We start from the raw sequence: 22,224 nt of genomic DNA, 5'->3' as shown, positions 1-22,224 counted from the left end.
GTTAATTCGTCGTTAGTCGGCACGGAAGGGTTGGAAAAAGCGCGTTGCCAGCACGACAAGTGCGAAAAGGGCCGCCAGTTCGGTGGAATATCCGATGAACGCCGCGGGGGCGAGCAGGAAACCCAGCATTATTCGATCCGAGTAAGTCCTCCGCCATTTGTCGCTCGCGTGCCGCTCGCCAAGGCGTAACAAACCGATCAGCATCAGCGGCACGAAGACGCGGAGAAACTCTAGGCTTTCGGGAGCCGCGAGGATCAGCAGGGCGATCAGCAAGGGATCGACGAGGTAGGAAAGCACCTTTTGGATTGGTTCGATACCGCGCTTGGGTCGGCCGAGCCTCGCCACCCGCTCGACCACACCCCCCATGTGCCCGAACAAGGCTCCGAAGGAGACAAGAGCGAGACCGGTTGCCGCAAAGCCCAGCGCACCGGCCACCGCGGCTCCGAGCAAAGACACCCCCGCTGCGATCGTCGCCACGGACTGGGCAGAGCGTCCCACAACGTCACGCGCCAACCTTGCCCCTGCCCGCTCTGCGACCGCGAGCCCGGGCGCCCGGAACGATATCTGTTCGCGCTGCGCATCGATCCATTTCTTCTCGCGCAGATCGAGCGCCTGTCGGTCTGCGTTGAGTTGCCATTTCCCCTCAGCAACCAACTCACGATCAAGAGCCGCCATCTGCGATCCGGACTGCAATGCGATACGCATCAGTGCAGACGGGACATCGACATCGTCGGGTAACTGGCCAAGCCGGTCGATGACCTTCCCGGGAACCAGCATCACTCCCGACCATGCCAGCTCCAGATCGATCCGTTCGTAACCCAGCGGAACGGCAATGTCCGCCGGAAGGACCAGCACCTGGCCCTTGCCAAGCGAAGCCTCCACGGCGTCATCGTCGGGCAGGACTCCCGGCGCCATCACCAGCAATTCATCCTCCGCCTCGACCATGCTTCCGATGCGCGATGGCTGGCGCAGGGCACGGAATTTGAGACCTGCCTTCTCCGCACGATGCTGCAGCTCGACGATCTCGCTTTCGATCGTATCGACGAGGCATGCGACCCGCTCGCACCCCAGACGGATGGCCAGATCGAGCTGCCGCTCAATCACCATCGCGCCCGCAAATTGGGCGAATGCGGGCCTCACCGAAGCTGGTGTGGTGGCAGAATCCAGCGCTGACAGCAGTGCGATCCGCACAGCCTCTCCTTCTGTTGCGACGCCGGGCGACCCTAGGGCGAGATTGCGTGTGCTGCCAAGCTTTGTCCGACACATGCCCACGGCAATCTCGCTAGCGCCTCATCCTCGCAATGCAACCCCGCAGCCTGCGCAGGTTGCAATAGTTAACAAGGGTTTCTGGCGGGTGCGAATATGATACAAGCAGGCATGGCAAAACGCTCGCACATCAAGGTCGTCGACGGCGCAAACACCGCCCCTGACACCCCCGAAACCGAATTCATCGCCGAAGATCAGGCGGGAGATGCCCTCGTACTCGACGATGCCGTGGCCGAAGAAGAGTGGTTCGAGGATGAGCCTGCACCGCGAAGCCGTATCTGGATTGTCCCGACCCTAGCCTTGCTTGCGATTGCGGGTTGGACCGCCTTTTACGGATGGGCGAACAGCGCGGACATGCTCGCCGGCCTTTCACCGCAGCAATGGGTCGGCATGATCGTGAATTGGTCGGTGCCGGTCCTGCTCGTGGTTGCGCTATGGATACTTGCGACCCGCAATTCGACCCGGGAAGCAATGCGTTATGGTGAGGTCGCTCGCAGCCTTTCGGAAGAATCGGCGCTGCTCGAACAGCGACTCGTCACGGTCAATCGTGAGCTCAGCCTGGCGCGCGAATTTCTCGGCAACCAGTCGCGCGATCTCGAATATCTGGGGCGTAGTGCATCGGAGAAGATTTCCGAACATGCAGACCGCCTGCAAGGGCTGATCCACGATAACGGCGCGCAGGTCGATGCGATCGCCGGCACCAGCAGCGCTGCGCTGGAGAACATGGAGAAACTGCGCGACAACCTTCCGGTCATCGCCAATTCCGCCAAGGATGTGTCGAACCAGATCGGCGGCGTGGGGCGTGCTGCGCAGGACCAGCTTGGCGGGCTCGTGGCCGGTTTCGAACGCCTCAACCAGTTCGGCGAAGCGAGTGAGCGCCAAGTGGCATCACTGCGCAAGCGTGTCGACGAAGCAATTGCAGCCTTTTCCGCGCAGGCAGACGAACTCCAGAATATCACCGCAGATCGTTTCGCGGCACTGGCAGAAGGCAGCAACGCGGTTCGCGAGGACCTGCAGACGCAGGAAATCGAAGCGCTTTCGGCTCTTCGCGCCCGTAGCATTGCGCTGCGCAGCGAATTGGCCGAGGCGCATTCGGCCGCCAGCGTGGAGGAAGAACAGGCTCTTGCCGTGATGCGCGAGCGCGTTCAGGCCCTGCGTGACGAGGCTGCCGCTATCGCCCAAGGCGTACGCGAAGGTGAGGATGCCGCGCTTGGCGCATGGGGCAACCAGGTCGAAGCGATGAAGCTGCGGCTCGAAGAAACTGTCGAGGAAATCCGCCAGATCGATGACGATGCCCTGGAAGCCGCGAACGCAAAGCTTCGTGCGCTGTTCAAGGAAGCGAGCGACGTCGATGCGCGCATCACAGAGCGAAATCGTCACTTCGAAGAGGAAACGCTTCGCCGGACCGAGAATCTGGCTGGTGCGCAGGAGGAGATGGCAGCAGCCCTCGACGCTCGCATGGCTGCATTGGATGCTGCAATCGCCGAGAGGCGCGAGGCTCAACGTGCACAGCTAGCCGCGATGGTGGCCGACGGAGAAGCGCTGGGAGAGCGCATTGTGGCACTGGGAGAAACGTTCGGTTCTGTCGCTGCGCAGGGCCACGAGGCGCGCGAAACGCTTGCGGGCGGTATCGATGCACTCGTCGGCCAGCTACGCAGCAGCCGCGAGGCCCTCGACGGGACCGATCAGGATATTGCGCGCCTGACCGATGCCAGCGTCCGCCTGCTTGAACTGATCCAGGCGAGCGCCAAGCAGAGCGCCGACACGCTTCCCAAGGCGATGGTCGCTTCGGAAGAACGCCTCGCTGAAATCGAGCGTCGGGCAAGCGAAATCCACACTCTGCTCGATCAGGCACGGGTAACGGGGGAAACCCTGACGGAAGGCATGCAGGCGATCGAGGAGCGGACCCGTTCCACCATGTTGGGCTTCGATTCCTTCCAGCAGGATTTCGATGGCTCCTCCTCGCGCCAGATCGAAACGGTCGAACAGATGCGCGTTGGATTGTCCATGCTGGCCAAGGACAGCGAGACTTTTGCAGCCCAGGTCCAGGGCGAACTGCGCGAGGCCATCGCTGCACTCGAAGAGAAGGCGCGCACGGCCCTTGCTGCCATCGAACATGAGCAGGCCGGACGCATCGACCGGATCGCCGATTCCATCGGCTCGCGCAGCGCTGAACAGATCGAGCGCGTGCTTGGCGAGCGGACCGAGAATGCCCTCGCCGAACTCGATGCCGCCCGTGCGCGCTCGAACGAGGCGACGCGCGAAATGACCCAGCACCTGCGCGACCAGCTAGGCCGCCTGAACGAGCTGACGATCAATCTCGAATCCCGCATTGCGCACGCCCGCGACAAGGCGACAGACTCGATCGACGGCGATTTCGCCCGCCGGGTGGCGCTCATCACCGAGAGCCTGAACTCGAACTCGATCGATATCGCCCGTGTGCTGTCGAGCGAAGTGACCGACACTGCCTGGGCCAGCTACCTTCGCGGCGACCGCGGGATTTTTACCCGCCGGGCCGTGCGCCTGCTCGACAATGCAGAAGCACGCGAGATCGCCGAACTTTACGACGATGACAGCGATTTCCGTGAACACGTGAACCGTTACATCCACGACTTCGAAGCGATGCTACGCACCCTCCTGTCCACGCGCGATGGCAATGCGGTGAGCGTGACGCTCCTTTCGAGCGATATGGGCAAGCTCTACGTCGTACTAGCGCAGGCCCTGGAGCGGCTGCGCCAATAATCAGGTCGCCGCAGGCCCCCAGAAAATCAGATCTTCGGCTTCGATCCAGCCATAGGCGTAGTTGAGTACGTAGAGCGTGGTCAGGACGGCGGCGAGCAGCGTTGCGCGGCGAGCGATCAGGCCGGGGCGGAAATTGACAGGGGCACTATCTGCCTGACCGGGCACCTTTGCGATGCCTGCCTCTTCGTGGGTCTGAACACCGAATGGAAGCAGGACGAATGCGCTAACCACCCAGAAAAGCGCATAGATCGCGAGTATCGATGTCCACTGCATTGGCAGTTCCATAGGTCAGTCGAGCCCCACGGTAGGAAGGATGACGCGAACCTGCGGACGCTTGCCGGACCAGCGCTGAGCTGCACGGCGAGCGGCAAGGCGTGCAGCTTCGTGTACGCTCGAGCTGGACCTGCGTTCCGAACCCTTGAGCTTGCCGATTGCTTCTCGGATATCCTGCGAAGCTTCGGCGACGAAATCCTCGTAATCCTCGTCCAACGGAAGCCCGAGGCTGTCGATCAGCGGATTGAGCCTGTCATCAAGCGCGACAATGACGACGCCCTCGTGCATGATCCGGCGGCGCATTACGATGCTGTCCCCATCGGCAGGCGCGATGATGTCGCCATCGAGGACGAGCCGCCCTGCCCTCACCTCGGCAATCTTTCCCGGAGCGCCAGGAGCGAGGCGAACGATATCGCCGTTCTGCTGGACGACCGCGTCGGGAATGCCATTGGCAAGGCCTAGCCGCGCTTGCTCTTGCATATGTCGCATCTCGCCATGGACGGGCACGAGGATTTCCGGACGCAGCCAGCCATAGAGTGCCTCGAGCTCGGGACGTCCGGGATGACCCGACACATGGATGAGGCTCTGCCGATCGGTGACCATGGTCACGCCCTTGGCCGCAAGCCGGTTCTGCACCGCGCCGATGGCAAGTTCGTTGCCCGGGATTTGCCTGCTCGAAAATAGCACCACATCGCCCGAAACCAGTTCGAGCGGATGGTTGTCTTCGGATATTCGTGAGAGCGCGGCGCGCGGTTCGCCTTGTCCGCCGGTGGCGAGAATGAGAATTTCCCCGCGTGGGAGGCCCATTGCGATGTCGAAGTCGACTGTCTCGGGGAAGTCGGTGAGATAACCGTTCTGTTGAGCCACATCGATGATCCGGTCGAGCGAGCGGCCTGCGACGCATACCTGTCGTCCGGTTTCGCGCGCGACTTCGCCCAACGTGTGCAGGCGAGCGACATTGCTGGCAAAGGTGGTGACCAGAACGCGCTTGCCCGGATGCCGCTGAACTTCCTCGAGCAGCCCCTTGAACACCGCGCCTTCCGATCCGCTGGGCGACGGGTTGAAGACGTTGGTGCTGTCGCACACCAGCGCGAGCACGCCATCGTCGCCGATTTCGGTCAGCTCTTCCTCGGTGGTCGGCTCGCCGATGATGGGATCCTCGTCGAGCTTCCAGTCGCCCGTGTGGAATATCCTGCCGTGGGGTGTGTCGATCAGCAGCGCATTGCCCTCGGCAATTGAATGGGCGAGCGGGATATAGGTGACTTCGAACGGACCTACGCGAAAGCTGCCGTGATCTTCCTTGATGATGTTGAGTTCGACCTCGCCTTCGAGATTGGCCTCCTCGAGTTTGCGGCGCACCAGTTCGGCAGTGAACGGTGTGGCGTAGATCGGGACGTCCAGATCGGCGGCGAAATAGGGGACCGCGCCGATGTGGTCTTCATGCGCGTGGGTGAGGACGATTGCCTCGAGGTCCTTTGCCCGATCCTCGATGAATTCGAGATCGGCGAAGACGAGGTCGACGCCGGGATACTGGCCGCCCGAAAACGTCATGCCGAGATCGACCATCAGCCACCTGCCCTGGCAACCATACAGATTGACGTTCATCCCGATTTCGCCCGAGCCGCCGAGGGCCAGGAACAGGAGTTCGTCTTCGGGAGTGAAGTTCTTCTTCAAGAGTTTGCGCGCTCCGCAAGGATGGCGAGGCCGAGCAGCGTCAGGTCGCTGTCAACCTCGTCGAACAGGTCGGTAATTTCGTCGAAAAGCAGGGCAAGTCCGCCGGTGGCGACGACCCTGGCGGGCCGCCCTATCTCTTTCTTCATGCGTGCTACGAGGCCCTCGATCAGCGCGACATAACCCCAGAAGACGCCGATCAGCATCTGGTCTTCGGTATTACGGCCGATCACGCTGTCGCTTGCCGGTTTCTCGATTGCAATGCGCGGAAGTTTCGCCGTGTTGCCGACCAATGCGTCGAGCGACAGGTTGATACCAGGGGCGATGATTCCGCCTTTGTATGCACCGTTGAAATCCACCGCATCGATGGTTGTCGCGGTGCCGAAATCGATCACGATGAGGTCGCCCTCGTACTTCGCATGTGCGGCGATGGCGTCCAGCGCGCGGTCGGCGCCGAGCGATCGGGGTTCGTCGACATCGATCTCGATACCCCAGTCGGTGTCCCCTGCCCCGGCAATCATCGGTTCGACGCCGAAATATTTGCGCGAGAGGACGGTCAGATTATGGATCGAGCGCGGGACGACCGAGCCGATGATGATGCTGTCGACATCCTCGCGCGAATAGCCCTCGATTTCGAGGAGCTGGAGTAGCCAGACCGCATATTCGTCACCTGTACGGCGCGCTTCGGTGGCGATGCGCCAGCGTGCCTTGATCTCGCGGCCTTCGAACAGGGCGAAGACAACATTGGTATTGCCGACATCGGCTGCGAGCAGCATGGCTCAGCCCTCCTCGTTTGCGAGCATCACGTCGCCTGCATGGATGACACGGGTTTCGCCGGAGGCCAAGCGCAGGCGGAGCGCACCGGCTTCGGTCAATCCAGCGAATGCCCCTGCAATCGGTTCCTCGCCCGGCGGATGGACGTTGAGCGGAGTCCCTTGCGGGTGCGCAACGCTTTCCCAGCGCCGCACAATTGGTTCAACCCCGAAATTCCGCCAGCGTTCGAGCTCGGTGTCGAACTGGCTCGCTAGCGACCGGGCGAAAGTGTCGCGATCGGGTGCGGGTCCGAGTTGCGCCAGAGCGATCGTTCGCCTGTCCGGCAAGTCGGGTGATGCGGCGAGATTGACGCCGATCCCGACGATGATCGCATCCCCTTCGCGTTCCAACAGGATGCCGGCCAGCTTGGCACCTCCGAGCATGAGGTCGTTCGGCCATTTTAGCGACAGGTCGGCGGGGTTGGAGACCAGCGGGACGACCGTCTCGTAAAGCGTCAGCCCCGCAAGCAAGGCAAGACTGGCTGGAGAGGGATCGCGATCATGAGGTCGAACGATGGTCGAGCCCATGAGATTTCCGTGGCCATCGAACCAGGTACGACCCTGCCGCCCTCTCCCAGCGGTCTGGCGGTCGGCGACCAGCCAGTGCCCTTCCCCCACTGCCTCGCCTGCGCGCAGGGCGGCGGCGAGGTCGGCGTTGGTGCTTCCGGTTTCTGGGACGGTGCGGATCAAGCGGCGTAGAACAGCGCCTGCGCCGCCGCATCCGCGAGATTGCCGAGCCACGGGGTCAGCAGGTAACCGAGCGGCGAGATCACGAGGACAGACAGGCCCAGCACGACCCAGTGCGAGACGGGTGCCTTGGCCGGGGCCGCGCCCTTCGGTTCATCGAAGAACATCACCTTGACGAACTTGATGTAGTAGAACGCGCCGATCACGCTGGCGGCGATACCGATGGCGGCAAGCGCGATCATGTCGGCCTGCACCGCTGCCTGGAAGACCACGAACTTGCCCCAGAAGCCGAACAGCGGCGGAATACCGGCAAGGCTGAACATCAAAGCAAGCAGGCACCAGGCAAGCGCCGGGCTGGTGGTCGAAAGGCCCGAGATATCGTCGAAGGTCGCCAAAGGATTACCCTCGCCGTCGCGCAGCATGAGCAGGGCTACGAAGCTGCCGATGGTCATGAACACGTAGATCGAGAGATAGACCAGCACGCCCGAGACGCCCTGCGGGGTCGCAGCAGCGAGGCCGATCAGGATGAAACCGACGTTGTTGATCGAGGAATAGGCGAGCAAGCGCTTGAGGTTCGCCTGTCCGATCGCGCCCAGCGCACCGACCACGATCGACGCGAGCGCGGCGAAGATGACGATCTGCTGCCACGCCGCAATCTGCCCGCCGAAGGGACCGGTTGCCATGCGAACAAGCATGGCGACGGCTGCGACCTTGGGTGCGCTGGCGAAGAAGGCGGTGACCGGCGTGGGCGCGCCTTCGTAGACGTCGGGCGTCCACATGTGGAACGGCACCGCGGCAATCTTGAAGGCCATCCCGGCCAGCACGAAGACCACGCCGAACATCGCACCGGTCGAGAAATCGGCGGTGAACGCGGCCCGGATGCCATCGTAGCTGGTGGTACCCGAGAAACCGTAGACGAGGCTCACGCCGTAGAGGATGATGCCCGAAGCAAGGCCGCCGAGGATGAAGTACTTGAGGCCCGCCTCGCTCGACTTGGTATTGTCACGCACGAAGGCGGCGAGCACGTAGGAGGCAAGGCTCGAAAGCTCCAGGCCGACATAGAGCGCCATCAGGTCGGCTGCGGAAACCATGATCCCCATGCCGACGGCGTTGAACAGCATAAGCACCGCGTATTCGCCGCGATAACCGCCCCGCTTCTCGAAATAATGCGGCGCGACGATCAGGCAGGCGATCGTGGCGAGATAGATCAGCGACTTGGCGAAGAGTGCAAACCCGTCGATGCGGATGAGGCCGTTCCAGGCGTTTGCCGCAACACCATCGTTGGGCAGCGACAAGGTGAAGACAAGGGCGCCGACCAATGCTGCAACTGCCGCAATCGTGATCATGCGGGTGGCAGCCCTGCCCGTCCATGCGGTCACGAGCAGCAGGACCAGTGCGGCGACCGACAGGCCGATTTCGGCGCCGGTCAGGTAGATGGAAGACGCGAAAGACATCAGTGCGCTCCCCCCTTGTCGCCATGGTATTCGACGTAATTCGCTGCCCTTTCGCGCGGTGTGCCGACCGCGAGTTCGCTATCGTATTCGGGGGCGACGCTGGCGAGGCGGTTTTCCAAGGCGGCAATGTCCTGTCGCATGGGGGCTAGGAAGCTTTCCGGATAGACGCCCATCCACAGCACTGCGGCTGCGATCGGGGCGAGCATGGCCCATTCGCGGGCGTTGAGATCGGGCATGGCGGCGGCATCGGCGTTCTTCTGTTCACCGAAGGCCACGCGGCGATAGAGGTAGAGCATATAGGCAGCGCCCAGAATGATGCCCGTGGTGCAGACCAGCGTCACGAAGGTCGAGACCTCGTAGATACCCGCCAGCGCAAGGAATTCGCCGACGAAATTGCTAGTGCCCGGCAGGCCCACGCTCGCCATGGTGAAGAGCATGAAGAACAGCGCGTATTTGGGCATATTGATCGACAGCCCGCCGTAACGCGCGATCTCGCGGGTGTGCAGGCGGTCGTAGATTACGCCGACGCACAGGAACAGCGCGCCCGAGACAAGGCCGTGGCCGAGCATGACCATCATCGCGCCTTCGAGCCCCTGCACGTTGAAGGCAAACAGGCCCACGGTAACGATCGCCATGTGGGCGACCGAGGAATAGGCGATCAGTTTCTTCATGTCGTGCTGCACCAGCGCGACGAGCGAGGTGTAGATCACTGCCACCATCGACAGGCCGAAGACCAGCCATGCGAGGTCGGCGCTGGCATCGGGGAACATGGGCAGGCTGAAGCGGATGAAGCCGTAGCCACCCAGCTTCAACAGGACGCCCGCGAGGATAACCGAACCGGCGGTCGGCGCCTGCACGTGCGCATCGGGCAGCCAGGTGTGGACCGGCCACATCGGCATTTTCACCGCGAAGCTGGCAAAAAATGCCAGCCACAGCCACAGCTGCGCATCAACCGGGAAGTCGTATTGCATCAGAGCCGGGATTTCGGTCGTCCCCGCCTCGTTCACCATCCACAGCATGGCGATCAGCATCAGCACCGATCCGAGCAGCGTGTAGAGGAAGAACTTATAACTCGCGTAGATCCGGTTATCGCCGCCCCAGACGCCGATGATCAGGTACATCGGGATCAGGCCGGCCTCGAAGAAGATGTAGAACAGGAACAGGTCCTGCGCGGCGAACACGCCGATCATCAGCACTTCCATCAGCAGGAAGGCGGCCATGTATTCGCCAACGCGCTTGGTGATCGAATCCCAGCTGGCAAGGATGCAGATCGGCATCAGGAAGACGCTGAGCATGATCAGCATCAGTGCGATGCCGTCGATGCCGAGTGCGTACTGGAAGCCCGCGAACAGTTCGGCGCGTTCGGTGAACTGCCACTGGGCGCCGCCGATATCGTAGTTGAGCCACAGCATCACGCCGAGCGCGAGGTTGATAAGCGTCGCGAACAACGCGGTCATCCGAGCAGCGGGCGCAGCAAGGAACAGGCAGGCGATGGCCGCGACAAGCGGCACGGCGAGCATGAGCGAGAGGATGGGGAACTCCATCAGAACAGCACCCAGGTGATGGCGGCGACAAGCCCGAGGAGCATCACCAGCGCGTAGCTATACAGATATCCGGTCTGGAACTTCTTGGCGCCGACCGAGCCCTTTTCGATCACCCAGGCCACGCCATTGGGGCCGAAGCGGTCGATCGTGCCGATATCGCCAAGTTTCCAGAACTGGCGGCCCAGCCAGAAGGCGGGGACCACGAAAAGGTAGTGGTAGAGCTCGTCGAAATACCACTTGTTGTAGAAGAAGCGGTAGACCGGGCCGAGCTGCTCGGCTGCTTTGCCGGGGATGCTCGTGTCCTTGATGTAGGCGAGCCATGCCACGAACAGCCCGATCACCATCACGATGAAGGCGGCATATTTCACCAGATAAGGCACGGCGTGCATGCGGTGGATCAGGTCTTCGTTGTAGAAGATTGATCCGGCCCAGAACGCTGCGCTGTCGAGGAATGTCGGCGCGAAAAGCTGGCCTGCCAACACAGCACCGATCGACAGCACGCCGAGCGGGATAAGCATGGAAATCGGGCTCTCATGCGGGTGATAGCCGCCAGTCGTATCGGCACCTGCCTCTTCGGGCGTCTTGTGGACGCTGTGCTGGATATGCTCGCTCTCGATCCAGCGGGGCTTGCCCCAGAAGGTGAGGAACATCAGGCGCCAGCTGTAGAAGCTGGTCAGCAGAGCGGCGAGCGTGCCCATCCAGAAAGCGAAATTGCCGAGTTCCGTGCCGCGGCCATAGGCAACCTCGAGGATCGCGTCCTTCGACCAGAAACCGGCAAAGCCTGCGCCGAGGTGGTAGATACCAACACCGGTGATCGCCAGCGTGCCCGCCATCATCGCCCAGAAGGTGAGCGGGATTTCCTTACGCAGCCCGCCATAATAGCGCATGTCCTGCTCGTGGTGCATCGCGTGGATGACCGAGCCTGCACCAAGGAAGAGCAGCGCCTTGAAGAAGGCGTGCGTGAAAAGGTGGAACATGGCCGCGCCATAAGCGCCCACACCTGCCGCGAAGAACATGTAGCCGAGCTGCGAGCAGGTCGAATAGGCGATCACGCGCTTGATGTCCCACTGCGTCGTGCCGACGGTGGCGGCGAAGATACAGGTGGCAGCGCCGATGAAGGTGACCATTGCCAGTGCGATCGGTGCCGTCTCGAACATCGGCGACAGGCGGCACACCATGAACACGCCCGCGGTCACCATGGTGGCGGCGTGGATCAGTGCAGAGACCGGTGTCGGGCCTTCCATTGCGTCGGGCAGCCAGGTGTGGAGGCCCAGCTGTGCCGACTTGCCCATCGCACCGATGAACAGGAGGATGCAGAGCACATCCATCGTGTGCACGCGCATGCCGAGGAAGCCGATGGTGGCCCCGCTCATGCTCGGTGCGGCGGCGAGGATTTCGGGGATCGAGACCGTCCCGAACACCAGGAAGGTGCCGAAGATGCCCATCATGAAGCCAAGGTCGCCCACGCGGTTGACCACGAAGGCCTTGATCGCGGCGGCATTGGCGCTCGGTTTCTTGAACCAGAACCCGATGAGGAGGTAGCTGGCGAGGCCCACACCTTCCCAACCGAAGAACATCTGGACGAGGTTGTCGGCCGTCACCAGCATCAGCATGGCGAAGGTGAAAAGCGAGAGGTAGGCGAAGAAGCGCGGCTGATCCGGGTCTTCCTCCATATAGCCCCAGCTATAGAGGTGGACGAGCGCCGAGACGGTTGTGATGACCACCAGCATGACCGCGGTCAGCGTGTCGACGCGCAGCGCCCAGTCGAAGGCGAGATCGCCGGACTGTACCCAGGTAAGAACCGGAACGACCGATGCCTCTGCCGTGCCGCTCACGAAGCCGAGGAAGATCGGCCAGCTGAGGAAGCACGAGACGAACAGCGCGCCGGTCGTGATCGCCTTGGCGAAGACGCTGGGCGCGCTCTTGTTGACGAGGCCCGCAACGATGGCGGCGACGAGCGGCAGGAAAACGATGACGGGAATGAAGCTGTTCACGGATGCTTATCCCTTCATCCGGTTGGCATCGTCGACCGCGATCGTGCCGCGGCCACGGAAGTAGACCATGAGGATCGCAAGGCCGATCGCCGCCTCTGCAGCAGCGACGGTCAGGATAAACATGGCAAAGACCTGCCCGACGAGATCGCCGAGGAAGGCGCTGAACGCGACCATGTTGATGTTCACTGCGAGCAGGATCAGCTCGATCGCCATCAGGATGATGATGATGTTCTTGCGGTTGAGGAAGATGCCCAGCACGCCGAGCACGAAGAGAATCGTACTGACGACGATATAGTGTTCGATGCCGATCACAGCTCGACCCCCTCGCCCACTGTGGGCTGCTTCATGACTGTTGCCTCTTCCGGACGGCGGCGGTTCTGCTTGCCGATGTCCTGCTGTCCGCGCTTCGATTTCGACGGACGGTGCGTGAGCACGATTGCGCCGATCATCGCGACGAGCAGGATGATGCCCGCGATCTCGAACAGGAAGATGTATTTCGAATAGAGCAGCGCGCCGATGGCGGCGGTATTGCTCTCGACCATCGCAGGCGCATCGCTCGCCATCGGCGTGCCGAGCTCGATAGCTCCCACGCGGTAGGCGCCGATGCCCAGTACCAGCTCGGCAAGCAGGATCAGCGCGATGACGAGGCCGAGCGGCGCGTTCTTCATGAAGCCTGCGCGCATGGCGGCAACGTCGATGTCGAGCATCATCACCACGAAGAGGAACAGCACTGCAACGGCGCCGACGTAGACGATCACGAGCAGCATCGCGATGAACTCCGCGCCGACCAGGACCATCAGGCCGGCGGCGTTGAAGAAGGCGAGGATGAGCCACAGCACGGAATGCACGGGATTGCGCGCCGTGATCACCATCACGGCCGATGCAATCATGAGCACCGCAAACATGTAAAAGGCGATAGTCTGGATCATGGTGTCCCTGATCTGGTTGCGGCGCGGTTAGCGATAGGGTGCGTCGGCTTCAAGGTTCGCGGCGATCGCCCGCTCCCACTTGTCACCATTGGCGAGCAGCTTTGCCTTGTCGTAAAGCAGCTCCTCGCGGGTTTCGGTGGCGTATTCGAAGTTCGGACCCTCGACGATGGCATCGACCGGGCAGGCTTCCTGGCAAAAACCGCAGTAGATGCACTTGGTCATGTCGATGTCATAGCGCGTTGTGCGGCGGCTGCCGTCCTCGCGCGGTTCGCTCTCGATCGTGATCGCCTGCGCCGGGCAGACGGCCTCGCACAGTTTGCAGGCGATGCAGCGTTCCTCGCCATTGGGATAACGGCGCAGCGCATGCTCGCCGCGGAAGCGCGGGGAGAGCGGGTTCTTCTCGAACGGATAGTTGATCGTCACCTTGGGCTTGAAGAAATACTTCAGCGTGAGGGCATGCGCCTTCACGAACTCCCACAGGGTGAACGACTTGATGAGGTGGGCGACGCTCATGCGGCGGCTCCATAGTGGCCGGTGGCCATCAGCCAACCGGAAATGAGGACGACGAAGAACAGGCTCAGCGGCAGGAAGACCTTCCAGCCCAGGCGCATCAGCTGGTCGTAACGATAGCGCGGTACAGTCGCCATCACCCAGCTGAACATGAAGAAGAAGATGAACATCTTCCCGAAGAACCAGACGATGCCCGGGATATCGAACCAGGGAATCAGGTCGATATCGAGCGGGGGCAGCCAGCCACCGAAGAACAGGATCGTCATCAGCGCGCACATCAGCAGGATGTTCGCGTATTCGCCGAGCCAGAAGAGCGCGAAGCTCATCGAGGAATATTCGGTCTGGTAACCGGCGACGAGCTCGCTTTCCGCCTCGGTCAGGTCGAACGGCACGCGCTGCGTTTCCGCCAGGGCCGAGATGAAGAACATCACGAAGATCGGAAAAAGCAGGATGTTGAAGGCGTAGGCGTTGACGATGCCCAGCCCATGGCCCTTCTGCGCCAACACGATTTCGGTCAGGTTGAAGGAGCCTGCATACAGGATCACGCCAACCATGATGAAGCCAATCGAGACTTCATAGCTGATCATCTGCGCCGATGCGCGCATGGCCGAGAAGAACGGGTATTTCGAGTTCGAAGCCCAGCCCGCCATGATCACGCCGTAGACCGACAGCGAACTGATCGCGAAAATGTACAGCAGGCCGACGTTGATGTCGGCGAGCACCGCGCCCGCATCGAAGGGGATCACTGCCCAGGCCATTAGCGCCACGGTGAATGTGACGATGGGTGCAAGAATGAAGATGCCCTTGTTCGCCGCGCTCGGGATGATGGTTTCCTGCAGGAATACCTTCAAACCGTCGGCAAAGCTCTGCAGCAGGCCGAAGGGGCCGACCACGTTCGGGCCGCGGCGCAGGTTGATCGCCGCCCAGATCTTGCGGTCGACATAGATGATCATGGCCACGGCCAGCATGAGCGGCAGCGCGATGAGCAGGATGCCCGCGATCGTCGCGATGGCCCATGCCCATTCGTAGGACATGCCGAGGGACTGGAATAATTCGGTCATTCCGCAGCCTCCGCCAGTTCGCCGCCGTGGAGCAGTTCCGCCGAGCAGCGCTGCATCACCGCACTTGCGCGGGCGATCGGGTTGGTGAGGTAGAAATCCTTGATCGGATAGGCGCTCATCGTGCCTTCAGCCTTTGCATTGACATCGGCCGCCGGAAGCGCGCCGTAATCGGCAAGGCCTTCCTCGCCCAGCGCAGGCACTTCGGCGATCATCGCCGACTGCAGCTGTGCAAAGCTGTCGAAGCCGACCTCGACCTTCAGCGCATCGGCCAGTGCGCGCAGGATCGTCCAGTCCTCACGCGCGTCACCCGGCGCAAAGACGGCCTTTTCGGCGAACTGAACGCGGCCTTCGGTGTTGACGTAGGTCCCGTCCTTCTCGGCATAGCTGGCCGCCGGCAGGATGATGTCCGCCGCATGCGCGCCTTTGTCGCCGTGATGGCCGATATAGACCTTCAGCGCGTCGGCGAAGGGTTCGAAATCCAGCTCGTCCGCGCCCAGGCTGATGACGACCTTGGGCTTGGCTGCGACGATGTCGGCCATTCCGCCCTTCTGCGCGAAGCCGAGCATCAGCCCGCCCATGCGCGCAGCCGAGAAGTGCAGCACGTTGAAATCCGCACCCCATTCGCTGGCGAGCGCGAGAGCCTTGCCATGTGCGCCCTTGAGCGCGCCGCCACCGACGATGACCGCGCTGCGATCCGCATCCTTGAATACGTTCGCAACTTCGTCCGACAAGCTGTTGAGAACGCCAAGGTCTTCGCCAAGGAATTCTGCCGGATAGGTCGTGTCCCAATGCGGACCGACCACATAAACCTTCGCGCCGCGCTTCACCGCCTTGCGGATGCGCACGTTCACCAGCGGGGCTTCCCAACGGATATGGCTGCCGACGATCAGGATCGCCTTGGCCTGCTCGAGACCTTCGAAGGTCGAATTGAAATTGACCGCCGCGAGGTTCGACACGTCATAATCCATGCCGGTCTGGCGGCCCTCGATGAGGTCCGACCCGCAAGCCTTGAGCAGTGCCTTGGCGGCGAACATCGTCTCGCAATCGACCATGTCGCCCGCGATGGCGGCGATGGACTTGCCCGGCTTCGCCTTGGCGATGGCCTTGAAAGCCTCGTCCCAAGTGGAGGGCTTCAGGCCGCCCTTCTTGCGCATGAACACCTTGTCGAGGCGGCGCTTGGACAGGCCATCGACCATGTAACGGCCCTTGTCGCTCAGCCATTCCTCGTTGACCGCATCGTTGACGCGCGGAAGCGCGCGCATGACTTCGCGGCCGCGGCTGTCGAGGCGGATATTCGCGCCGACTGCATCGGACACGTCGATGCTGAGCGTCTTCTTGAGTTCCCACGGACGCGCTTCGAAAGCATAGGGGCGCGAGGTGAGCGCACCGACCGGGCACAGGTCGATCACATTGGCCGACAGCTCGTGTTCGGCGGCCTGCTCGAGATAGGTCGTGATCTGCATGTCCTCGCCGCGACCGACCGCGCCGATTTCGTCGACGCCCGCGATTTCCTCGCTGAACCGCACGCAGCGGGTGCAGTGGATGCAGCGGGTCATGACCGTCTTGATCAGCGGGCCCATGTATTTCTCGGTGACGGCGCGCTTGTTTTCCTCATAGCGCGTCGCCCCGCGGCCATAGGCCACCGACTGGTCCTGCAGATCGCATTCGCCGCCCTGGTCGCATATCGGGCAATCGAGCGGGTGGTTGATGAGGAGGAACTCCATCACCCCTTCGCGCGCGGTCTTGACCATCTGGCTGTCGGTGCGGATTTCCTGGCCTTCGGTGGCCGGAAGCGCGCAGCTTGCCTGCGGCTTGGGCGGTCCGGGCTTCACTTCGACGAGGCACATGCGGCAGTTGCCGGCAATGCTCAGCCGCTCGTGATAGCAGAAGCGCGGGATTTCCTTGCCCGCAAGTTCGCAGGCCTGAAGGACAGTCGCGCCCTCCGGAACCTCGATTTCCTGTCCGTCTACGGTGACCTTAGGCATTATTCCGCGGCCTCTGCGAATTTGGCGTTGTGTTCTTCGATCCGGCGTTCGAGCTCGGGGCGGAAGTGACGGATGAGGCCCTGGATCGGCCAAGCGGCAGCGTCGCCCAGCGCGCAGATGGTGTGGCCTTCGACCTGCTTCGTCACCTGCTGCAGCATGTCGATTTCCTCGATTGCCGCATCGCCGGTGCGAAGGCGTTCCATCATGCGCCACATCCAGCCCGTGCCTTCGCGGCAGGGGGTGCACTGGCCGCAGCTTTCGTGCTTGTAGAAGTAGCTCAGGCGCGAAATCGCGCGGACGATGTCGGTCGACTTGTCCATCACGATCACGCCTGCCGTTCCGAGGCCGGAGCCCAGGTCCTTGAGACCGTCAAAATCCATCGGCGCGTCCCAGATCTGCTCTGCCGGAACCAGCGGGACCGAGGAGCCGCCGGGGATTACCGCGAGGAGGTTGTCCTTGCCGCCGATAATGCCCCCGCAATGCTTCTCGATCAGCTCGCTGAACGGGATGCTCAGCGCTTCCTCGACCACGCAGGGCTTGTTCACATGGCCACTGATCTGGAAGAGCTTGGTGCCCTTGTTGTTCTCGCGCCCGAAGCTCGCAAACCAGCTCGCGCCGCGGCGCAGGATGGTCGGGACGACAGCGATCGATTCCACGTTGTTGACCGTGGTCGGGCAGCCATAGAGGCCCGCGCCTGCCGGGAACGGCGGCTTGAGGCGGGGCTGGCCTTTCTTGCCTTCGAGGCTTTCGATCATCGCGGTTTCTTCGCCGCATATGTAGGCGCCCGCGCCGCGGTGCAGGAAGACGTCGAAATCGTAGCCCGACTTCGAAGCGTTCTTGCCGATCAGGCCGGCGTCGTAGGCCTCGTCGATAGCGGCCTGGAGCGTCTCGGCCTCGCGGATATATTCGCCGCGGATGTAGATATAGGCCGCCCTCGCCCGCATGGCGTAACCGGCGACCAGCGCGCCTTCGATCAGCTTGTGCGGATCGTGGCGGATGATCTCGCGGTCCTTGCAGGAACCGGGTTCGGATTCGTCGGCGTTGATGACGAGGAAGCTGGGACGGCCGTCCTTCGATTCCTTCGGCATGAACGACCATTTGAGGCCGGTCGGGAAGCCCGCGCCGCCACGACCGCGAAGGCCGGAAGCCTTCACTTCCTCGATAATGTTGTCATGGCCGCGCGCGATCAGCGACTTGGTATCGTCCCAGTCGCCGCGCTGCTGCGCTGCCTTCAGGCCCCAGTCCTGGAAGCCGTAGAGATTGGTGAAGATGCGATCCTTGTCGGCGAGCATCAGATCCCTCCCCCGAACACTACGATGGCCGCGACAATCAGGATTGCCACGAGTGCCACGGTCTTGATGATGCCCTTGAGCACCTTCCAGGCGATGACCACGCCGACGATGGCGAGGATGATGGTGAGCCAGTCAGCGCTCATTTCCAATCTCCCCGGTAATCGTGATTGACGTCGACCATTTCCTTCAGCGTCGTCGGGCCGCCTTCCGGCTCGCTGGTCCGCTTGCCTTCGATCTGCGTGCCGGTCTTCGGCTGCTTGCCTGCGGCCAGTTCGTCGAGGATTTCGTCGAAGCGTTCGGGTGTCAGGTCTTCGTAATTGTCGTCGTTGATCTGGACCATCGGCGCGGTTGCGCAATTGCCCATGCATTCGACTTCGGTGAGCGTCCAGAGGCCGTCATCGGAGACGTGGCCCTTCTTCATGCCGCGCTTCTTGCAGGTTTCGAACAGCCCGTCCGAACCGCGCAGCATGCAGGGCGTCGTGCCGCAGACCTGCACATGGTACTTACCCACCGGCTTCATATTGTACATGAAGTAGAAGCTGGCGACCTCGAGCACGCGGATGACCGGCAGGTCGAGATAGTCGGCGACATATTCGATCACCGGCAGCGGCAGCCAGCCCTGCGTATCGGTTTCCTCGCCGACCTGACGCTGGGCAAGGTCGAGCAGCGGCATCACCGCGGAGCGCTGGCGCCCCTCGGGATAGCGTGCAATCGCCTGGTCCGCCTTCGCGCGGTAGCTCTCGGTAAACTCGAAAGCACCCCAGCGCTCGCGCAGCTCGGGAGTATCGGGTGCGGGGGAACGGTCAGCCATTAGCGGTCACACTCCCCGAACACGACGTCGATGGCGCCGAGGATAGCGGTGGCATCGGGCAGCATGTGGCCTTTGCTCATGAAATCCATTGCTTGCAGGTGGCTGAAGGCCGTCGGGCGGATCTTGCAGCGGTAGGGTTTGTTTGAGCCGTCGCTGACGAGGTAGACGCCGAATTCGCCCTTGGGGCTCTCGGTCGCCACGTAAACCTCGCCCGCGGGCACATGGAAGCCCTCGGTATAGAGCTTGAAGTGGTGGATCAGCGCTTCCATCGACTGCTTCATCTCGGCGCGCTTGGGCGGCGAAACCTTGCGGTCGGTGCTGGCGATCGGGCCGGCCGGCATATCACGCAGGCACTGCTTGATGATCTTCGCGCTTTCGTAAACTTCCTTCACGCGCACCACGAAGCGGTCGTAGCAGTCCGAATTGGTGCCGACGGGAATGTCGAATTCCATCCGGTCGTAGACGTCGTAGGGCTGCGACTTGCGCAGGTCCCACGGAATGCCGGCGGCGCGGATCATCGGGCCGGAGAAGCCCCAGGCCACGGCATCGTCCTTGCTGACGACGGCGATATCGACATTGCGCTGCTTGAAGATGCGGTTGTCGAGCACGAGGCTCATCGCATCGCCGAAAAGTTCGGGCAGGCGCGTGTCGATCCACTCGCCGATGTCGACCAGCAGCTTTTCGGGCACGTCCTGGTGGACACCGCCCGGACGCAAATAGGCGTGGTGCATGCGCGCCCCGCTCATGCGCTCGAAGAAGTTCATGCAGTCTTCGCGCAGTTCGAACACCCACAGGTTCGGCGTCATCGCACCGACGTCCATGACGTGCGCGCCGATGTTGAGCATGTGGTTGCAGATACGCGTCAGCTCGGCGAACAGCACGCGGATATACTGCGCGCGCTCGGGTACCTCGACATTGAGCAGCTTCTCGATTGCGAGGATGTAGCTGTATTCCTGCGCCAGCGGCGAACAGTAGTCGAGCCGGTCGAAATAGGGCAGCGCCTGCAGGTATGTCTTGTGCTCGATCAGCTTTTCGGTGCCGCGATGCAGCAGGCCGACATGCGGATCGATCCGTTCGATGATCTCGCCGTCGAGTTCCATCACCATGCGCAGCACGCCGTGCGCCGCGGGATGCTGGGGCCCGAAGTTGATCGTGTAATTGGTGATCGTCTCGTCGCCGGTGGTCGGCGATTCCTCGATGTGCATTGCACTACTCATGCGCAGATCCAGTTGCCGGAATAGTTTTGCGAATTGCCCGATGCGTCGGTGACGACGACATTGGCGGCGCGGCTCTGTGCCTCGCCTGCGGCAGGAGCGACCTGCACAGTGAAGCCTGCGCCGCTGAAGGTCGTGCCGGACTTGATCTTGGCTAGCCCGCCGGGCGCGCTGTCGGCCATGACCAGCGTATCGCCGAGGCGCACGACGGCCTTACCCGGAAGGGTCGGTTCGTTCATACCGGCGGCGATGATCATTTCCTGGCTGCCGACCATGAAGGTACAACCGCCCTCGCGCGGGCCGAGGTTCACGCCGCCAATATCTCCGAGCTGCTGGAGCTGGGTCAGATTGGCACCCTGCGGTGCGGCATCCACTGCCGTGTTCGGCGCATCCGGATCGGGTTGTGATGGATCGAGCTGGGTCGATCCGCCGATACGGTTGGCGAAATCGTCGGCGCTTTCCTGCTGGCCCGCAGGTTCTTGCGAACAGGCTGCGAGCGCGAGCGCGGAGAAGGCGAGCAGAGCGATACGCATCACTTGTCGTCCTTCTTTTTCTTTGCGGCAGACTTGCGCTTGGCAGGCGCCTTCTTGGTTTTCGGCTCGGTTGCCTTGGCCGTATTGGTCGTCTTGCCCTTGCGCTTTGGACGGGCGGGCTGGTCCTCGGTCGGCTCGGGAGCAGGAGCATCCTTGCCGCCGTCCTCTTCAGCGGGAGCACCGGCTGAAACCTTTTCCGCCGCCTTCTTGTCGGTCGCCTTGCCTGCGCCCGTGTCCGACGGCTTCTCGGTCGTCTTGGGCTCGTTGACCGGCGGCGTAGTGGCCTTTTCATCGCCCGGCAGCACGTAATCGGCACCTTCCCACGGGCTCATGAAATCGAACTGGCGCAGATCCTGGGCAAGCTCGACCGGCTCGTAGACCACGCGCTTTTCGTCTTCGGAATACCGCAACTCGACATAGCCGGTGAGCGGGAAGTCCTTGCGGAAGGGATGTCCTTCGAAGCCGTAATCGGTGAGAATGCGGCGCAAGTCGGTGTTTCCGTCAAACAGCACGCCGTACATGTCGAACACTTCGCGCTCGAGCCACCCGGCGTTGGGCCACAGCGTGGTTACGGTCGGAACGGGCGTATCCTCGCTCGCCGAACATTTCACCATGATGCGGCTGTTCTTCGTGAGGCTCAGCAGCATGTAGACGACTTCGAACCGCTCACGGCGCGAGGGATAATCGACACCGGCGATTTCCATCAGCTGCTGGTAGCCGTGATCGTCGCGCAGGATACGAAGTGCGTCCGCAATCGATGCGCGTTGCACCGTAAGCAGCAGTTCGCCATGCTCTTCATGCGCTTCGACAAGATGGTTGCCCAACGCGCCTGAAAGCGTGGCTTCCAGCCCGTCGATCTGGGTGAATTTGGGTGCGGAATGGAGTGTAGCCATCGTGCCTGCCCTCACCGCTCGATCGTGCCGACGCGGCGGATCTTCCGCTGCAGCTGCATCACACCGTAAAGCAGGGCTTCGGCAGTCGGCGGGCAGCCGGGCACATAGATATCGACCGGCACAATGCGGTCGCATCCGCGCACGACGGAATAGCTATAGTGATAGTAGCCGCCGCCATTGGCGCAGCTACCCATCGAAATAACGTATTTCGGCTCCGACATCTGGTCGTAGACCTTGCGCAGTGCAGGCGCCATCTTGTTGCAGAGCGTACCGGCAACGATCATCACGTCGCTCTGGCGCGGAGATGCGCGCGGGGCGACGCCGAAACGCTCCATATCGTAACGCGGCATGTTGACGTGGATCATCTCGACCGCGCAGCAGGCGAGGCCGAAGGTCATCCACCACAAAGAGCCGGTACGCGCCCACTGGAACAGGTCCTCGGTGCTGGTGACGAGGAAGCCCTTGTCGTTCACCTCGGTCTGGAGCGCGTTGAAATAGTCCGCGTCGGGCTGGCGCACTTCGCCAGGCTGCGCGGCAGGCACCATGTTCGGCG

The 22,224-nt window shown here is 62.3% G+C and carries 21 protein-coding genes; 1 reads left to right on the top strand and 20 read right to left on the bottom strand.

Features of this window, described 5'->3' with window-relative positions:
• Positions 1-12 precede the first annotated feature (12 nt).
• Complete coding sequence (locus tag K3178_RS06230) at positions 13-1,191, bottom strand: hypothetical protein (RefSeq protein WP_221570475.1); 1,179 nt, start codon at positions 1,189-1,191, stop codon at positions 13-15.
• Positions 1,192-1,377: 186 nt separating this feature from the next.
• Between K3178_RS06230 and K3178_RS06225 the strand changes: the two genes are divergently transcribed.
• Entirely contained in the window at positions 1,378-4,008 is a 2,631-nt protein-coding gene (locus K3178_RS06225; RefSeq protein WP_221570474.1) for a coiled-coil domain-containing protein, read from the top strand.
• Here K3178_RS06225 and K3178_RS06220 read toward each other — a convergent pair whose 3' ends face one another.
• Genes K3178_RS06220 through K3178_RS06130 form a run of 19 tightly spaced genes read right to left on the bottom strand, consistent with a single transcriptional unit; the run spans position 4,009 to position 22,216 of the window.
• On the bottom strand, positions 4,009-4,281 hold the full coding sequence (locus tag K3178_RS06220) for a DUF1467 family protein (protein WP_221570473.1): 273 nt from the start codon (positions 4,279-4,281) through the stop codon (positions 4,009-4,011).
• Between the two features lie 15 nt (positions 4,282-4,296).
• Positions 4,297-5,955 carry a ribonuclease J gene (locus K3178_RS06215; RefSeq protein ID WP_221570472.1) on the bottom strand — a complete coding sequence of 553 codons (1,659 nt, stop codon included), beginning with the start codon at positions 5,953-5,955 and terminating at the stop codon, positions 4,297-4,299.
• A complete protein-coding gene (locus K3178_RS06210) occupies positions 5,952-6,728 on the bottom strand; it encodes a type III pantothenate kinase (RefSeq protein ID WP_221570471.1) in 777 nt (258 codons plus the stop codon). Before K3178_RS06210 ends, K3178_RS06215 begins: the two co-directional genes overlap by 4 nt.
• 3 nt (positions 6,729-6,731) lie before the next feature.
• A complete protein-coding gene (locus K3178_RS06205; RefSeq protein WP_221570470.1) occupies positions 6,732-7,454 on the bottom strand; it encodes a biotin--[acetyl-CoA-carboxylase] ligase in 723 nt (240 codons plus the stop codon).
• Entirely contained in the window at positions 7,451-8,905 is a 1,455-nt protein-coding gene (gene nuoN, locus K3178_RS06200) for an NADH-quinone oxidoreductase subunit NuoN (protein WP_221570469.1), read from the bottom strand. Before nuoN ends, K3178_RS06205 begins: the two co-directional genes overlap by 4 nt.
• Positions 8,905-10,449, bottom strand: a complete 1,545-nt coding sequence (locus K3178_RS06195; RefSeq protein ID WP_221570468.1) for an NADH-quinone oxidoreductase subunit M — start codon at positions 10,447-10,449, stop codon at positions 8,905-8,907. The genes nuoN and K3178_RS06195 overlap by 1 nt, the downstream gene beginning before the upstream one ends.
• Positions 10,449-12,443 carry an NADH-quinone oxidoreductase subunit L gene (gene nuoL / locus K3178_RS06190; protein WP_221570467.1) on the bottom strand — a complete coding sequence of 665 codons (1,995 nt, stop codon included), beginning with the start codon at positions 12,441-12,443 and terminating at the stop codon, positions 10,449-10,451. Before nuoL ends, K3178_RS06195 begins: the two co-directional genes overlap by 1 nt.
• A gap of 6 nt (positions 12,444-12,449) precedes the next feature.
• Positions 12,450-12,755 carry an NADH-quinone oxidoreductase subunit NuoK gene (gene nuoK / locus K3178_RS06185; RefSeq protein ID WP_221570466.1) on the bottom strand — a complete coding sequence of 102 codons (306 nt, stop codon included), beginning with the start codon at positions 12,753-12,755 and terminating at the stop codon, positions 12,450-12,452.
• Positions 12,752-13,372 carry an NADH-quinone oxidoreductase subunit J gene (locus K3178_RS06180; RefSeq protein ID WP_221570465.1) on the bottom strand — a complete coding sequence of 207 codons (621 nt, stop codon included), beginning with the start codon at positions 13,370-13,372 and terminating at the stop codon, positions 12,752-12,754. The genes nuoK and K3178_RS06180 overlap by 4 nt, the downstream gene beginning before the upstream one ends.
• A 27-nt stretch (positions 13,373-13,399) precedes the next feature.
• Positions 13,400-13,885 carry an NADH-quinone oxidoreductase subunit NuoI gene (gene nuoI / locus K3178_RS06175; protein WP_221570464.1) on the bottom strand — a complete coding sequence of 162 codons (486 nt, stop codon included), beginning with the start codon at positions 13,883-13,885 and terminating at the stop codon, positions 13,400-13,402.
• Complete coding sequence (gene nuoH / locus K3178_RS06170; protein ID WP_221570463.1) at positions 13,882-14,943, bottom strand: NADH-quinone oxidoreductase subunit NuoH; 1,062 nt, start codon at positions 14,941-14,943, stop codon at positions 13,882-13,884. The genes nuoI and nuoH overlap by 4 nt, the downstream gene beginning before the upstream one ends.
• A complete protein-coding gene (gene nuoG / locus K3178_RS06165; RefSeq protein WP_221570462.1) occupies positions 14,940-16,928 on the bottom strand; it encodes an NADH-quinone oxidoreductase subunit NuoG in 1,989 nt (662 codons plus the stop codon). The genes nuoH and nuoG overlap by 4 nt, the downstream gene beginning before the upstream one ends.
• Positions 16,928-18,220, bottom strand: coding sequence for an NADH-quinone oxidoreductase subunit NuoF (gene nuoF / locus K3178_RS06160; RefSeq protein ID WP_160594882.1), 1,293 nt, complete (start codon positions 18,218-18,220; stop codon positions 16,928-16,930). The genes nuoG and nuoF overlap by 1 nt, the downstream gene beginning before the upstream one ends.
• Positions 18,220-18,363, bottom strand: coding sequence for a hypothetical protein (locus K3178_RS06155; protein WP_221570461.1), 144 nt, complete (start codon positions 18,361-18,363; stop codon positions 18,220-18,222). The genes nuoF and K3178_RS06155 overlap by 1 nt, the downstream gene beginning before the upstream one ends.
• Positions 18,360-19,031 (bottom strand): NADH-quinone oxidoreductase subunit NuoE, encoded by a 672-nt coding sequence (gene nuoE, locus K3178_RS06150; RefSeq protein WP_221570460.1) that lies wholly within the window; start codon positions 19,029-19,031, stop codon positions 18,360-18,362. The genes K3178_RS06155 and nuoE overlap by 4 nt, the downstream gene beginning before the upstream one ends.
• Positions 19,031-20,248 carry an NADH-quinone oxidoreductase subunit D gene (locus K3178_RS06145; RefSeq protein ID WP_221570459.1) on the bottom strand — a complete coding sequence of 406 codons (1,218 nt, stop codon included), beginning with the start codon at positions 20,246-20,248 and terminating at the stop codon, positions 19,031-19,033. The genes nuoE and K3178_RS06145 overlap by 1 nt, the downstream gene beginning before the upstream one ends.
• The gene (locus K3178_RS06140) at positions 20,245-20,778 is read right to left on the bottom strand and encodes a hypothetical protein (RefSeq protein WP_221570458.1); all 534 of its coding nucleotides are present in this window, start codon (positions 20,776-20,778) and stop codon (positions 20,245-20,247) included. Before K3178_RS06140 ends, K3178_RS06145 begins: the two co-directional genes overlap by 4 nt.
• Positions 20,778-21,671, bottom strand: a complete 894-nt coding sequence (locus K3178_RS06135; protein ID WP_221570457.1) for an NADH-quinone oxidoreductase subunit C — start codon at positions 21,669-21,671, stop codon at positions 20,778-20,780. Before K3178_RS06135 ends, K3178_RS06140 begins: the two co-directional genes overlap by 1 nt.
• An 11-nt stretch (positions 21,672-21,682) precedes the next feature.
• On the bottom strand, positions 21,683-22,216 hold the full coding sequence (locus K3178_RS06130; RefSeq protein ID WP_221570809.1) for a NuoB/complex I 20 kDa subunit family protein: 534 nt from the start codon (positions 22,214-22,216) through the stop codon (positions 21,683-21,685).
• Between the last annotated feature and the right edge of the window lie 8 nt (positions 22,217-22,224).

The sequence above is a fragment of the Qipengyuania sphaerica genome, assembly GCF_019711595.1.
In the GTDB taxonomy this organism is placed as follows: Bacteria; Pseudomonadota; Alphaproteobacteria; order Sphingomonadales; family Sphingomonadaceae; genus Qipengyuania; species Qipengyuania sphaerica.
The sequence above is the reverse complement of the archived record's forward strand: the minus strand, read 5'-3'. Positions and strand labels throughout refer to the sequence as shown.

Bases quoted from the DNA above. Each gene is read 5' to 3' on its own strand.
- nuoE (WP_221570460.1), bottom strand. From the start codon at position 19,031: ATGGCTGACCGTTCCCCCGCACCCGATACTCCCGAGCTGCGCGAGCGC.
- nuoG (WP_221570462.1), bottom strand. From the start codon at position 16,928: ATGCCTAAGGTCACCGTAGACGGACAGGAAATCGAGGTTCCGGAGGGC.
- K3178_RS06135 (WP_221570457.1), bottom strand. From the start codon at position 21,671: ATGGCTACACTCCATTCCGCACCCAAATTCACCCAGATCGACGGGCTG.
- K3178_RS06145 (WP_221570459.1), bottom strand. From the start codon at position 20,248: ATGAGTAGTGCAATGCACATCGAGGAATCGCCGACCACCGGCGACGAG.
- K3178_RS06180 (WP_221570465.1), bottom strand. From the start codon at position 13,372: ATGATCCAGACTATCGCCTTTTACATGTTTGCGGTGCTCATGATTGCA.
- nuoN (WP_221570469.1), bottom strand. From the start codon at position 8,905: ATGTCTTTCGCGTCTTCCATCTACCTGACCGGCGCCGAAATCGGCCTG.
- K3178_RS06225 (WP_221570474.1), top strand. From the start codon at position 1,378: ATGGCAAAACGCTCGCACATCAAGGTCGTCGACGGCGCAAACACCGCC.
- K3178_RS06140 (WP_221570458.1), bottom strand. From the start codon at position 20,778: ATGCGTATCGCTCTGCTCGCCTTCTCCGCGCTCGCGCTCGCAGCCTGT.
- nuoH (WP_221570463.1), bottom strand. From the start codon at position 14,943: ATGACCGAATTATTCCAGTCCCTCGGCATGTCCTACGAATGGGCATGG.
- K3178_RS06195 (WP_221570468.1), bottom strand. From the start codon at position 10,449: ATGGAGTTCCCCATCCTCTCGCTCATGCTCGCCGTGCCGCTTGTCGCG.
- K3178_RS06130 (WP_221570809.1), bottom strand. From the start codon at position 22,216: ATGGTGCCTGCCGCGCAGCCTGGCGAAGTGCGCCAGCCCGACGCGGAC.
- K3178_RS06220 (WP_221570473.1), bottom strand. From the start codon at position 4,281: ATGCAGTGGACATCGATACTCGCGATCTATGCGCTTTTCTGGGTGGTT.
- nuoF (WP_160594882.1), bottom strand. From the start codon at position 18,220: ATGCTCGCCGACAAGGATCGCATCTTCACCAATCTCTACGGCTTCCAG.
- K3178_RS06210 (WP_221570471.1), bottom strand. From the start codon at position 6,728: ATGCTGCTCGCAGCCGATGTCGGCAATACCAATGTTGTCTTCGCCCTG.
- K3178_RS06155 (WP_221570461.1), bottom strand. From the start codon at position 18,363: ATGAGCGCTGACTGGCTCACCATCATCCTCGCCATCGTCGGCGTGGTC.
- nuoI (WP_221570464.1), bottom strand. From the start codon at position 13,885: ATGAGCGTCGCCCACCTCATCAAGTCGTTCACCCTGTGGGAGTTCGTG.